Raw genomic sequence first — 12874 nt, 5'->3', positions numbered from 1 at the left:
ATGCGGCGGTTTTTGAGTCAATGAGGCCGTAATAATGGCAACCACGCTGTTTAAAGATTTTCAGTTTGAAGCCGCACACCGTTTGCCGCATGTGCCGGAGGGCCACAAATGCGGCCGTCTGCATGGGCATTCGTTTATGGTGCGTCTGGAAGTGACCGGTGAAGTGGATCCCCACACCGGTTGGGTGATGGATTTCGCCGAGCTCAAGGCTGTGTTTTCCCCGATCTGGGAGCGGCTGGATCACCATTATCTGAACGATATTCCAGGATTGGAAAATCCCACCAGCGAAGTGCTCGCCGCCTGGATTTGGCAGCAGCTCAAGCCCCAGTTACCGGAACTGACTGCGGTGATGGTGAAAGAGACCTGTACAGCGGGATGCGTATATAAAGGTTGATGCCGTGAGGGTATGTGCAGATACCCTCACACTACCTCGCCTTGCAGATCCAAGCGCCGCGCCGTCCAGGGCCTTTCCGACAGGCTCAGCGCCATTCCCCCTCGATAGACAAACGTTTTGCTCTCGCCATCCTCAATGAACGCCGTCTCGTTTTCCATCGCCCGATAGCCGGCGCCGGTATAGTACTTTTCGCTTACCGCAAACAGTATGGAATACGCGATCCCTTTACTGCGCAAATAGTCATGCGCCTTCACCAGCATGTTTGCGGCCACGCCGCGGCGCCGATGCGTGTGTGCCACGGCCACCAGCCCGATGATGCCGATCACCTCGGCCTCACCGTCAATCAACACCGGCCGCTCATGCACCGCCAGTTGGCCAACGATCGCCTCGCCTTCCGTGGCGGTCACCAGGCAAGCCGGCACCTGCCGCCGATAAAATCCGTCGGTTATCTCGGGGAAAGCGTCGGACAACAGCGAGCGAATCGACCGCAATTCCGCTTCCGTCACCGCCTCGAATGCACGCGATACAATTTTCACCGTAACTCCCGTCCCGTTCGAAGGCCTGCGGCCAATAAAAAACTCAGGCGATATTCAGATATTTGTGGGTCTGCATCGACAACCGCCAATTGCGCGCAATGCAGGTTTCGATGCACAGGCGGGTCGCCTCTTCTTTCTGGCTGATCGGCTGCAGCGCGATAATGCGCGCCTTATCGTCCTGCAGCGTCGCCAGCAGCGCATCCAGCGCCTCGATATCGCGCTCGCGCGCCACCGGATGCTTCACCTCGTCGGCGCGCCGCAGCGCCTGATCCAGCACCTTCATGCCGCCGCGCATATTCACCTTGGGCGAAACCGTCACCCAGGTGTTGGCGGAGCAGCGAATTTCGTGGGTGCCGCTGGTTTCAATCTGGCAACGGTAGCCGTGCTGCTCGAACAGCTCGGTCAACGGCGCCAGATCGTAGATGCAGGGTTCACCGCCGGTGATCACCACATGGCGCGCGGTGTAACCTTGTTGGCGCATCACCGCCAACAGCTGCTCGGCGCCGGCATTGCCCCAGGCGTCGCTCTCTTCTGTTTTGACCAGGATCCGTTGCAGGTCGACTTCCCGATGGGCTTCCTTTTCCCAGGTATGTTTGGTGTCGCACCAGCTGCACCCTACCGGGCAGCCCTGCAGGCGGATGAAAATGGCCGGAACGCCGGTGAAAAAGCCTTCGCCCTGCAAGGTTTGGAACATCTCGTTGATCGGGTACTGCATCGGTTTCTCAATCTGGAAAAGTAAAAAGCGATTATCGCAGATTCCGGCCCGGCGACCAAACGGCCAAAATTGTATTAAATTTTATCCTCCGCGCCGCCGTCAGCATATCTCACCGCCAATGGCGTTCATTTAATTTGTTAACCGGTCTTTGGCCTTTCATCGGCGGTGCAACCTGCTCCACAGAAAACAACACAAAGTTAACAAATAAGATAATTATATTTGACATAAAGCGCCGACGCGCAGATGTATATACAAGCAAACACAAGCCGAGCGCCAGTTTCGGCCACGTTCCATCCATCACGACTACATCTGCGTTTAGAGGGTGCCATGACTCATTCCACCAGCGAGTTAAACATTCAACAGGCCATCGACGACAGCAAGTTTTCGCTGTTTCACTGGACACTGATCATTCTCGGATTTCTGATCCTCGCCATCGACGGCTTCGATACCGCCGCCATGGGCTATATCGCCCCCTCGGTCGCCAAAGACTGGGGCATCGTGAAGCAGGATCTGGGGCCGGTGCTGAGCGCTGCGCTGCTGGGGCTGTCGCTCGGCGCGCTGATCGCCGGGCCGATCTCCGACCGCATCGGCCGCAAGCGCGTGCTGGTGTTTTCCTGCCTGTTCTTCGGCCTGTCGAGCCTGGCCACCGCCTACGCCGGTTCGCTCAACAGCCTGACGCTGTGGCGCTTCCTCACCGGTCTCGGGCTGGGGGCGGCGATGCCCAACGCCATTACCTTGATCTCCGAATACGCGCCGCAGCGCTGCCGTTCGCTGGCGATCAACACCATGTACTGCGGTTTTCCGCTGGGCGCGGCCGGCGGCGGCGCCATTTCATCGTGGCTGATCCCGACCTACGGCTGGCACAGCGTGCTGCTGCTCGGTGCCATCGCGCCGCTGGTCTTGACTGTCCTGCTGATCCTGCTGCTGCCGGAGTCGGTTAAATATATGGTTAACCGCGGCCAGGATGCGGCGAAGATCAAGCGCATCGCGCAGCGCTTCGTCAGCCGGAGCCTCGACGGCGTGACGCGTTTTTACCTGTACGAAGAGAAGCTGGCGCAGACCAAGACCAGCGTCGGCCTGCTGTTCAGCCGCCCTTACCTGCTCGGCACGCTGATGCTGTGGCTGACCTACTTTATGGGGCTGGTGATCTACTACGTGTTGCTGAGCTGGATGCCAATCCTGATGCAGGGATTGGGCTATCAGTTGGAGCAATCGGCGATGCTCACCTCGCTGTTCACCTTCGGCGGCACGCTGGGCATCCTGGTGGCCGGCTGGTTGATGGACCGCTGGAATGCGCACAAAGTAGTCTCGAGCGGCTTTGTCGTCACCGCCCTGCTGATCGTGGCGATGGCCACCGAGGATAAACAGATCGTACTGCTGGGCGCCTTCATCTTCCTGATGGGCGTCACCATGAACGGCGCGCAGTCCGGGCTGCAAACGCTGGCGGCGACCTTCTACCCGACCCACAGCCGCGCCACCGGCATCGCCTGGATGCAGGGCATCGGCCGCTTCGGCGGCGTCGCCGGCACCATGATGGGCGCCCAACTGCTGGCTATGCAGTGGGAAGTGCAGAGCATCCTGATGTTCCTGTGCGTGCCGGCGCTGATCGCCGCCATCGCCACGGTGTGCAAGATGAGCCGCAAACCGACGCTGCAGCCGGCCGCCTGACCCTTGCAAGCCCGCCCACGGCGGGCTTTCTTCCTGCGGTGATAGGGCTTTTTTATCCTCCGCCGTCAACTGTAATCAGACTGTAAAAATATTGTGACTAGCCGCCCAAAAATGAGTCAATTTTAATTCATTTTTGCCGAACAGCTCACTTTTCTCCGGCTTTCCGTACCTGAGGCCGGCGATAAAAAATCGCATATCAACCTGATATAAAAAGAAAATAACTTTTTCTTATGCCACTTTTCAGCGGCAACTGGTCAGTGTTGCATATGCTTGTACATACAAGTATATGTTAATAAGCCCTACGCATTGTTATGCCGTGGTACTCATCCCCACCGCGGCATGGAATCTGCACCGATACTGTTTGAGGAAAATGCTGTGACTACAAATAACAAAGTTCGCAATGTCGATGTACGCGCGCCACGCGGCACACAATTAAACGCAAAAAGCTGGCTGACCGAAGCGCCGTTACGCATGCTGATGAACAACCTCGATCCTGAAGTTGCGGAGAACCCACACGAGCTGGTGGTGTACGGCGGCATCGGCCGCGCCGCGCGCGACTGGGATTGCTACGACAAGATCGTCGAAACCCTGAAAACGCTGGAAGAAGACGAAACCCTGCTGGTGCAGTCCGGCAAACCGGTCGGCGTCTTCAAAACCCACAGCAACGCGCCGCGCGTGCTGATCGCCAACTCCAACCTGGTGCCGCACTGGGCAACCTGGGAACACTTCAACGAGCTGGACGCCAAAGGCCTGGCGATGTACGGCCAGATGACCGCCGGCAGCTGGATCTACATCGGCAGCCAGGGCATCGTTCAGGGCACCTATGAAACCTTCGTCGAAGCGGGCCGCCAGCACTACGACGGCAGCCTGCAGGGGCGCTGGGTGCTGACCGCCGGTCTGGGCGGCATGGGCGGCGCGCAGCCGCTGGCCGCGACGCTGGCGGGCGCCTGCTCGCTGAACATCGAATGTCAGCAGAGCCGCATCGATTTCCGTCTGAAAACCCGCTACGTCGATGAGCAGGCCAAAGATCTGGACGACGCGCTGGCCCGCATCAAGAAATACACCTCAGAAGGCAAAGCCATCTCCATCGCTCTGTGCGGCAACGCGGCGGAAATCCTGCCTGAGCTGGTGCGCCGCGGCGTGCGCCCGGACATGGTCACCGACCAGACCAGCGCCCACGATCCGCTGAACGGCTACCTGCCGAAGGGCTGGAGCTGGGAAGAGTATCGCCAGCGCGCTCAAACCGAGCCGGCCAAAGTGGTCGCCGCCGCCAAGCAATCGATGGCCGATCACGTCAAAGCCATGCTGGCGTTCCAGCAGATGGGCGTGCCGACCTTCGACTACGGCAACAATATTCGCCAGATGGCGAAAGAAACCGGCGTCGACAACGCCTTCGACTTCCCGGGCTTCGTGCCGGCCTACATCCGTCCGCTGTTCTGCCGCGGCATCGGGCCGTTCCGCTGGGCGGCGCTGTCCGGCGATCCGCAGGACATCTACAAAACCGACGCCATGGTGAAAGAGCTGATCCCGGATGACGAGCACCTGCACCGCTGGCTGGACATGGCGCGCGAGCGCATCAGCTTCCAGGGCCTGCCGGCGCGCATCTGCTGGGTTGGCCTCGGCCAGCGCGCCAAGCTGGGCCTGGCGTTCAACGAGATGGTGCGCCGCGGCGAACTGTCCGCCCCGATCGTCATCGGCCGCGACCATCTGGATTCCGGCTCCGTTTCCAGCCCGAACCGTGAAACCGAAGCGATGAAAGACGGCTCCGATGCCGTTTCCGACTGGCCGCTGCTGAACGCGCTGCTGAATACCGCCAGCGGCGCCACCTGGGTTTCCCTGCACCACGGCGGCGGCGTCGGCATGGGCTTCTCCCAACACTCCGGCATGGTGATCGTCTGCGACGGCACCGACGAAGCCGCCGAGCGCATTGCCCGCGTCCTGCACAATGACCCGGCTACCGGGGTCATGCGTCACGCCGACGCCGGTTACGATATCGCTATCGACTGCGCCCGTGAGCAAGGCCTGAACCTGCCGATGGTTGCCGCGACCCAAGGAGAAAAAGCATGAAAGCGCTGACTATTCGCCCAGGCAAACTGACGCTGGCCCAGCTACGCGACGTGTATCAACACCCGGTGACGCTGACGCTGGACGACAACGCCTACGGCCCTATCCAGCAGAGCGTGGCCTGCGTGGAACGCATCGTTGAAGAAAACCGCACCACTTACGGCATCAACACCGGGTTTGGCCTGCTGGCTTCGACCCGCATCGCCCGCGACGATTTGGAAAACCTGCAGCGTTCGATCGTGCTGTCACACGCCGCCGGCGTGGGCGAGCCTACCGACGACAATCTGGTGCGCCTGATCATGGTGCTGAAAATCAACAGCCTGTCGCGCGGCTTCTCCGGCATTCGTCTGGAAGTCATCCAGGCGCTGATCGCGCTGGTCAACGCCGAAGTTTATCCGCATATCCCGCTGAAGGGCTCGGTCGGCGCCTCCGGCGACCTGGCGCCGCTGGCGCACATGAGCCTGGTGCTGCTGGGCGAAGGCCAGGCGCGTCATCAGGGCCAATGGCTGCCGGCGACCGAAGCGCTGGCCAAGGCCGGTCTGAAACCGCTGACGCTGGCGGCGAAAGAGGGCCTGGCGCTGCTGAACGGCACCCAGGTCTCCGCCGCCTTCGCGCTGCGCGGCCTGTTCGACGCGGAAGACCTGTTCGCCGCCGCGACCGTGGCGGGCAGCCTGACGGTGGAAGCGGCGCTGGGCTCCCGCAGCCCGTTCGATGCGCGTATCCATGAGGTGCGCGGCCAGCGCGGCCAGATCGACGCCGCCCTCGCCTACCGCCACCTGCTCGGCGCGCGCAGCGAAGTCTCCGACTCGCACCGCAACTGCGAAAAAGTGCAGGATCCTTACTCCCTGCGCTGCCAGCCGCAGGTGATGGGCGCCTGCCTGACGCAGATCCGCCAGGCCGCCGAGGTGCTGGAGATAGAAGCCAACGCCGTCTCCGATAACCCGCTGGTGTTCGCCGAACAGGGTGACGTGCTGTCCGGCGGCAACTTCCATGCCGAACCGGTGGCGATGGCCGCCGATAACCTGGCGCTGGCGTTCGCCGAAATCGGTTCGCTGTCCGAGCGCCGCATCTCGCTGATGATGGACAAACACATGTCGCAACTACCGCCGTTCCTGGTGGAAAACGGCGGCGTGAACTCCGGCTTCATGATCGCTCAGGTCACCGCCGCGGCGCTGGCCAGCGAAAACAAAGCGCTGGCGCATCCGTCGAGCGTCGACAGCATCCCGACCTCCGCCAACCAGGAAGACCACGTCTCCATGGCGCCGGCCGCCGGTCGCCGCCTGTGGAGCATGGCGGACAACGTGCGCGGCATTCTGGCGGTCGAATGGCTGGCCGCCTGCCAGGGCCTGGATTTCCGCAACGGCCTGAAGACCTCGGAAGGTCTGGAGCAGGCGCGCCGTCTGCTGCGCGAGCATGTCAGTTTCTACGACAAGGATCGTTTCTTCGCCCCCGACATTGAAGCCGCCAGCCAACTCTTGGCGGCCGGTCACCTGACATCGCTGCTGCCTGCGGCGCTGCTGCCTAGCCAGGCATAATCATCACACACTGAATCACGCAGTTTGTTCTGCCCCGCCGGGTGCGTTCCACCCGGTGCGGGCAGCGCGTGCCTGTTCGGCAAACACTTAACGGGAAACAACATGCGTAACGAAACGACACAACTCAGACGCGGACTAAACGCGCGGCATATCCGTTTCATGGCTCTCGGCTCGGCGATCGGCACCGGCCTGTTCTACGGCTCCGCCGGCGCCATCCAACTGGCCGGTCCGGCCGTGCTGCTGGCCTATCTGGTGGGCGGCGCGGCGGTATTCATGGTGATGCGCGCGCTGGGTGAAATGGCGGTGCATCAGCCGGTTTCCGGCTCGTTCGGCCACTACGCCAGCCACTATCTCGGCCCGCTGGCCGGGTTCCTCACCGGCTGGACCTACACCTTCGAAATGGTGATCGTCGCCCTGGCGGACGTCACCGCCTTCGGTATCTATATGGGGCTGTGGTTCCCCGACGTCGCTCAGTGGGTTTGGGTGCTCAGCATCATCCTGTTTATCGGCGCGCTCAACCTGTGCAGCGTCAAGGTCTTCGGCGAGCTGGAGTTCTGGCTGTCGCTGGTCAAGGTCGCCGCCATCGTGGCGATGATCGTCGGCGGTGCAGCGGTGATGCTGTTCGGTTTCGGGCAAACCCAGCACGCCACCGGTATCAGCAACCTGTGGCAACACGGCGGCTTTATGCCTAACGGCATCGGCGGCGTGGTCGCGTCATTGGCGGTGGTGATGTTCGCCTTCGGCGGCATCGAGATCATCGGCATTACCGCCAGCGAGGCGAAAGACCCTGCCAAAGTGCTGCCGAAGGCGATCAACGCCGTGCCGGTGCGCATCCTGCTGTTTTACGTGCTGACGCTGACGGTGCTGATGGCTATCTATCCGTGGAACAGCATCGGCCAGAACGGCAGCCCGTTCGTTGAGATCTTCAGCAACCTCGGCATCAGCTCCGCCGCCAACGTGCTGAACGTGGTAGTAATCACCGCCGCCATTTCGGCCATCAACAGCGATATCTTCGGCGCCGGCCGCATGATGTACGGCATGGCGCAGGACGGCCAGGCGCCGCGCAGCTTCACCAAACTGACCGCCAGCGGCGTGCCGTGGATGACGGTGCTGGTGATGTCAGTCGCCCTGCTGTTGGCGGTGGTGCTCAACTACCTGATCCCGGAGAAGGTCTTCATGATCATCGCTTCGATCGCCACCTTCGCCACCGTCTGGGTGTGGCTGATGATCCTGCTGTCGCAGATCGTCATGCGCCGCACGCTGTCGCCGGAAGAAACGCGTCAGTTGAGCTTCCCGGTGCCGTGGTGGCCGGTGGCGCCGGCATTGGCGACCGCCTTTATGGCGTTCGTCATCGGCCTGCTCGGCTATTTCGAAGAGAGCCGCATCGCGCTGTACGTCGGGCTGGTGTGGATCGCTTTACTCACCGTGGCTTACTGGCTGTGGGTGCGCAAGAAAGGCGGCGGTTCGCCGGTGACCGCGGCGACGCAACAGATGTAACGCTCGCTTCTGCTAAAACCCGCTGCGGCGGGTTTTTTATTGCGCCTGCGCCAACGCCTGCAGGATATCCGCCTGCAGATCGTCAAACGCCTCCAGCCCGGCGGACAACCGCACCAGCCCCTCGCTGATGTGGTGCCGTTTCCGCTCTTCCGGCGTGTAGGCCGAGTGCGTCATGCTGGCCGGGTGCTGCGCCAGGCTTTCGCAATCGCCCAGGCTGACCGCGCGCAAGATGAGCTGCAGCGCGTTGAGGAAACGAATGCCCGCACGCAGGCTGCCCCGCAGCTCAAACGCCAGCATGCCGCCGGGGCGCGCCATTTGCCGCTGCGCCAACGCATGCTGCGGGAAGTTCGCCAGGCCGGGGTAATATACCCGCTCGACCGCCGGATGCTCCGCCAACATCTCCGCCAGGCGCTGCGCGTTATCGCAATGACGATCCATGCGCAGCGGCAGGGTTTTCATCCCGCGCAGCACCAGCGCGGCATCCTGCGCCGACAGTACCGCCCCGGTCATGTCCTTTAGCCCCTCCAGACGGATCGCCTCGGCCAACGCCTGACGCGTCACCGCTATTCCGGCCAGGAGATCGCCGTGTCCGCCGAGGTACTTGGTCGCCGAGTGCACCACGATATCGGCGCCTAGCGCCAAAGGCCGCTGCAGATAGGGCGTGCAATAGGTGTTGTCCACCAGCAACAGCGCCTGATGCCGATGGGCAATCTCCGCCACGGCGGCGATATCGATCAAACGCATATTGGGATTGGCCGGCGTTTCGCAATACACCAGGCGGGTACGCGGTCCAATGGCCGCCGCCAGCCGCTCCGGCCGGGTCAGATCAACGTGGGTTATCTTGACGCCAAAGCGCGCCAGGCCATGATGAAAGTAGCTGAAGGTGCAGCCATACACGGTTTCGTCGACAATCAGCTCATCGCCCGGTCTGAGCAGCGTCCAGCAACAGGCGGTGATCGCCCCCATGCCGGAAGCGAACGCCACCGCCGCCTCCCCCTCCTCCAGGTTGGCGATGCGTTGCTCGAGCAGGTTTAACGTCGGATTGACGATGCGCGAGTAAAAGTACCCCGGCTCGGTGCCGGCAAAGCAGGCGCCGCCGTATTCTGCAGTGGGAAAAGCAAACGTAGAGCTCATAAACACCGGCGGAGACAGTGCCCCCTGATACCGCTGCGGATCGTAGCCGTAATGAATAGCCCGGGTGGCAAAGTCGTGGCCAACTGCTGTAGCGGACATAACACAACTCCTTACCTGAGTGGGTGAAGCTTAATTTTTTGATTCATCCGAAAGGGCCGGCGGCAATGCGCTGTCTCGCGTGCGCTGGCCGATGATTTGTAAAGTACGCAGCAGCAGCGTCAACCCCAGCAGAGTATCCGGCTGCTTCAGCAAGGCATACAGCGCGCGAAAACTGGCCGGCGGAGGATTCAATTGCAGCTCGCTGTGCGCCATCTGCAGCGCCGTTCCGCCTTCCCAACCGATGGTCACCAAACCTTCAAAGACGCCGGCCAGTTTCTCTACCAGCGCGTTGTCGGCGATGTCCACCGCGTCCGACAGCAGCGACAACAGATCGATCACGTTATCCAAACGGCCGCCCGCCAGCAGCGGCTGCAGTTTCTCGAGCAACGCCGCCAATGATTGCAGGTCAGCCGCGTGCACCGTGCTTTCCGTCATATCAGCCCCCTTACCGTGGCCCAGTAAAGGCCGCGGTTGAACCCGTTGCGCAGCATGCCGCCCGCCTTGGTGGCGGGCGTCGGCAGCACGTCGTGACGGTAGTCGTACACCAGCGGCATGCCGGCATTCAGCCCCATTTGCGCGACCGCCTGCACCTTGCCGTCATAATGGCTCACGGTTTGGCCCAGCCGCATTTCCGCCACGATGTTGTCGGCAATGACCGGCGCCTGATTATGGCAAGAGCCGCCGGCCTTGCTGACCGGCAAATCCACGGTATCGCCTATGACATACACCCCCTGCTGTCCGTAGACCTGCAGCGTTTGATGATCGGTCGGCAGCCAGCCTTCGCCGTTTTGGCTCTCGCTCAACCCGGTATTGCGCACCGCCTCCACTGCACGGATGGGCGGCGTCGCCATCAGAATGTCGAACGGCTGTTCTTCCCCCTCGGCGGAATAGGCGATGTTGCGCTGAGCGTCCACCCGGCTGAGGGTAAACCCACGCTGGTGGCGAATGTCGCGCGCGGCAAAAATGGCGGGTAGCGCCTCGCCGGTCGGGCGCTGTAAAAACAGACAGTTGCGCAGCAGTTGAGAAATGGTTGGATAGGTATAAACGATCTCCACCGCCTTGCGCACGCCGCGCCGCCGCAGGTAGTCGTCCAGCATCAGGGTGGTTTCGATCGGCGCGATGCCGCACTGATGGGGCACATTAGGCGTTTCAGGGAAGGACACGGTGATGAAAATGCGGCCTTTCTCGATCGTCGCCAGCTTATGCGCCAACCGCCGCGCGGCCTGATACTGGTAGAAATGATCGCCCGCCTGCGCCAACCCTTCGATGCGCTCCGGCCAGGGCACGCAGCCGGTGGCGAAAACCAGGAAGTCATACGGATAATGCTTGCCGCTTTGCGTAATGATATACCGCTGTTTTAAATCAAAAGATTCCGCTTTATCGACGACAAACTGTATTTCCGGCCGCAATAAACTCCGCTGTGAACGCGTGAGCTCCTGCTTGAAAAAATTATTGAATGCAACATACATAAACGCCGGCTTGTAATAATGCAGCGGCGAATCCGAAATCATTAATAACTCAACTTTATTATTGAGAATTTCCCTGTGCAATTTCACGGCCAGCAGATTGGCTAGCATGGTGCCGCCGGTTCCACCGCCGACAATGACGACTCGCTGTCGCATCTGGCCCTCCCCCAGCCGAAACCCGGCAGTATGAAAGAACGCATTACGATGATGGCGATATTTAACGGCAAGAAAAAAATAACGCCGCCTTATTGGCATTCTAGTAACGAATAATTATAAAGCAAATAAAAACGGAATATAAAAACCGGCAAGAAAACTGCACAATAAAATTATTAGGTTAAACGCAGCGATTATTAATAAATAAAACAGGGTTAACATCGGGACGTCAGCCATAAAAAAACCCGCCGCGGCGGGTTTTTATTTAGCAACCGAATCGGTCGAACTTACTGGCCTTTAACTTCTTTCAGGCCGTTGAACGGCGCACGGTCACCCAGCGCTTCTTCGATGCGGATCAGTTGGTTGTACTTGGCAACGCGGTCAGAACGGCTCATGGAACCGGTTTTGATCTGGCCAGCTGCAGTCCCTACCGCCAGGTCGGCGATGGTTGCGTCTTCGGTTTCACCGGAACGGTGAGAGATCACCGCAGTGTAGCCGGCGTCTTTCGCCATCTTGATAGCCGCCAGCGTTTCGGTCAGAGAACCGATCTGGTTGAACTTGATCAGGATGGAGTTAGCGATGCCTTTCTCGATGCCTTCTTTCAGGATCTTGGTGTTGGTCACGAACAGGTCGTCGCCCACCAGCTGAATTTTGTCGCCCAGCACTTTGGTCTGGTAAGCGAAGCCCGCCCAGTCAGATTCATCCAGGCCGTCTTCGATAGACACGATTGGGTACTGTTTGGTCAGCTCTTCCAGGAAGTGAGTGAACTCTTCGGAAGTGAAGGCTTTGTTGCCTTCGCCGGCCAGCACGTATTTACCGTCTTTGTAGAATTCGGAAGCCGCGCAGTCCATCGCCAGAGTGACGTCTTTGCCCAGCTCGTAGCCCGCCGCTTTTACCGCTTCAGCGATAACCGCCAGCGCTTCGGCGTTGGAGCCCAGGTTTGGCGCATAGCCGCCTTCGTCGCCCACGGCGGTGTTCATGCCTTTGGCTTTCAGAACTTTCGCCAGGTGGTGGAACACTTCGGAACCGATGCGCACCGCTTCTTTCAGGGTCTTCGCGCCAACCGGCTGAATCATGAATTCCTGAATGTCGACGTTGTTGTCAGCGTGCTCGCCGCCGTTGATGATGTTCATCATCGGCAGTGGCATGGAGAATTTGCCTGGGGTGCCGTTCAGTTCAGCGATGTGCTCGTACAGCGGCATGCCTTTAGAGGCTGCGGCCGCTTTCGCTGCTGCCAGGGAAACCGCCAGAATGGCGTTGGCGCCGAAGTTGGATTTGTTTTCGGTGCCGTCCAGCTCGATCATGATCTTGTCGATGTTCGCCTGGTCTTTGGCATCTTTACCCAGTACTGCCTGAGCAATCGGACCGTTTACTGCAGCAACGGCTTTCAGTACGCCTTTACCCAGGAAACGAGACTTGTCACCGTCACGCAGTTCCAGCGCTTCGCGGGAACCGGTAGAAGCACCTGACGGCGCAGCAGCCAGGCCGACGAAACCGCCTTCCAGATGAACTTCGGCTTCAACAGTCGGGTTACCGCGGGAGTCGATGATTTCACGACCGATGACTTTAACGATTTTGGACATTAGGTTTTCCTCAGTACAAGTTAAACTAAA

11 protein-coding genes are annotated in these 12874 nt (G+C 60.3%); 5 read left to right on the top strand and 6 right to left on the bottom strand.

What is annotated here, in order from left to right:
• The first annotated feature begins 34 nt into the window (after positions 1–34).
• Positions 35–394, top strand: coding sequence for a 6-carboxytetrahydropterin synthase QueD (gene queD, locus CPH57_RS00305; protein WP_004932638.1), 360 nt, complete (start codon positions 35–37; stop codon positions 392–394).
• 26 nt (positions 395–420) lie between these two features.
• Here queD and CPH57_RS00300 read toward each other — a convergent pair whose 3' ends face one another.
• Together CPH57_RS00300 and queE are read right to left on the bottom strand one after the other, a co-directional pair.
• Entirely contained in the window at positions 421–930 is a 510-nt protein-coding gene (locus tag CPH57_RS00300) for a GNAT family N-acetyltransferase (RefSeq protein WP_049866645.1), read from the bottom strand.
• Between the two features lie 43 nt (positions 931–973).
• On the bottom strand, positions 974–1645 hold the full coding sequence (gene queE, locus CPH57_RS00295; protein WP_033641878.1) for a 7-carboxy-7-deazaguanine synthase QueE: 672 nt from the start codon (positions 1643–1645) through the stop codon (positions 974–976).
• Between the two features lie 327 nt (positions 1646–1972).
• On the opposite strand from queE, the gene CPH57_RS00290 reads away from it, so the two are divergent.
• The 4 genes from CPH57_RS00290 to CPH57_RS00275 all read left to right on the top strand — a co-directional run bounded on the left by CPH57_RS00290 (position 1973) and on the right by CPH57_RS00275 (position 8409).
• Entirely contained in the window at positions 1973–3313 is a 1341-nt protein-coding gene (locus CPH57_RS00290; RefSeq protein WP_089191193.1) for an aromatic acid/H+ symport family MFS transporter, read from the top strand.
• Positions 3314–3688: 375 nt separating this feature from the next.
• On the top strand, positions 3689–5380 hold the full coding sequence (gene hutU / locus CPH57_RS00285) for a urocanate hydratase (protein WP_025159649.1): 1692 nt from the start codon (positions 3689–3691) through the stop codon (positions 5378–5380).
• Positions 5377–6912, top strand: a complete 1536-nt coding sequence (hutH, locus tag CPH57_RS00280) for a histidine ammonia-lyase (protein ID WP_025301604.1) — start codon at positions 5377–5379, stop codon at positions 6910–6912. Before hutU ends, hutH begins: the two co-directional genes overlap by 4 nt.
• A 102-nt stretch (positions 6913–7014) precedes the next feature.
• Positions 7015–8409: an amino acid permease gene (locus CPH57_RS00275; protein WP_033651653.1), complete on the top strand. Its 1395-nt coding sequence runs from the start codon at positions 7015–7017 to the stop codon at positions 8407–8409.
• Positions 8410–8445: 36 nt separating this feature from the next.
• Here CPH57_RS00275 and CPH57_RS00270 read toward each other — a convergent pair whose 3' ends face one another.
• From CPH57_RS00270 to eno, 4 genes are all read right to left on the bottom strand, one after another.
• Entirely contained in the window at positions 8446–9642 is a 1197-nt protein-coding gene (locus CPH57_RS00270; RefSeq protein ID WP_096241899.1) for a methionine gamma-lyase, read from the bottom strand.
• Positions 9643–9672: 30 nt separating this feature from the next.
• Positions 9673–10077 (bottom strand): hypothetical protein, encoded by a 405-nt coding sequence (locus tag CPH57_RS00265; RefSeq protein ID WP_080376448.1) that lies wholly within the window; start codon positions 10075–10077, stop codon positions 9673–9675.
• Positions 10074–11264, bottom strand: coding sequence for an FAD/NAD(P)-binding oxidoreductase (locus tag CPH57_RS00260; RefSeq protein WP_096241898.1), 1191 nt, complete (start codon positions 11262–11264; stop codon positions 10074–10076). Before CPH57_RS00260 ends, CPH57_RS00265 begins: the two co-directional genes overlap by 4 nt.
• A 284-nt stretch (positions 11265–11548) precedes the next feature.
• On the bottom strand, positions 11549–12844 hold the full coding sequence (eno, locus tag CPH57_RS00255) for a phosphopyruvate hydratase (RefSeq protein WP_004932670.1): 1296 nt from the start codon (positions 12842–12844) through the stop codon (positions 11549–11551).
• Positions 12845–12874 lie beyond the last annotated feature (30 nt).

The organism is Serratia sp. JKS000199, from assembly GCF_900215455.1.
Taxonomy (GTDB): Bacteria; Pseudomonadota; Gammaproteobacteria; order Enterobacterales; family Enterobacteriaceae; genus Serratia; species Serratia ureilytica.
This window is presented reverse-complemented; position numbering and strand designations above follow the sequence as displayed.

Excerpts from the sequence above, each read along its gene's own strand:
- CPH57_RS00260 (WP_096241898.1), bottom strand. The coding sequence starts at position 11,264 with ATGCGACAGCGAGTCGTCATTGTCGGCGGTGGAACCGGCGGCACCATG.
- hutH (WP_025301604.1), top strand. The coding sequence starts at position 5,377 with ATGAAAGCGCTGACTATTCGCCCAGGCAAACTGACGCTGGCCCAGCTA.
- CPH57_RS00265 (WP_080376448.1), bottom strand. The coding sequence starts at position 10,077 with ATGACGGAAAGCACGGTGCACGCGGCTGACCTGCAATCATTGGCGGCG.
- queD (WP_004932638.1), top strand. The coding sequence starts at position 35 with ATGGCAACCACGCTGTTTAAAGATTTTCAGTTTGAAGCCGCACACCGT.
- queE (WP_033641878.1), bottom strand. The coding sequence starts at position 1,645 with ATGCAGTACCCGATCAACGAGATGTTCCAAACCTTGCAGGGCGAAGGC.
- CPH57_RS00275 (WP_033651653.1), top strand. The coding sequence starts at position 7,015 with ATGCGTAACGAAACGACACAACTCAGACGCGGACTAAACGCGCGGCAT.
- CPH57_RS00290 (WP_089191193.1), top strand. The coding sequence starts at position 1,973 with ATGACTCATTCCACCAGCGAGTTAAACATTCAACAGGCCATCGACGAC.
- eno (WP_004932670.1), bottom strand. The coding sequence starts at position 12,844 with ATGTCCAAAATCGTTAAAGTCATCGGTCGTGAAATCATCGACTCCCGC.
- CPH57_RS00270 (WP_096241899.1), bottom strand. The coding sequence starts at position 9,642 with ATGTCCGCTACAGCAGTTGGCCACGACTTTGCCACCCGGGCTATTCAT.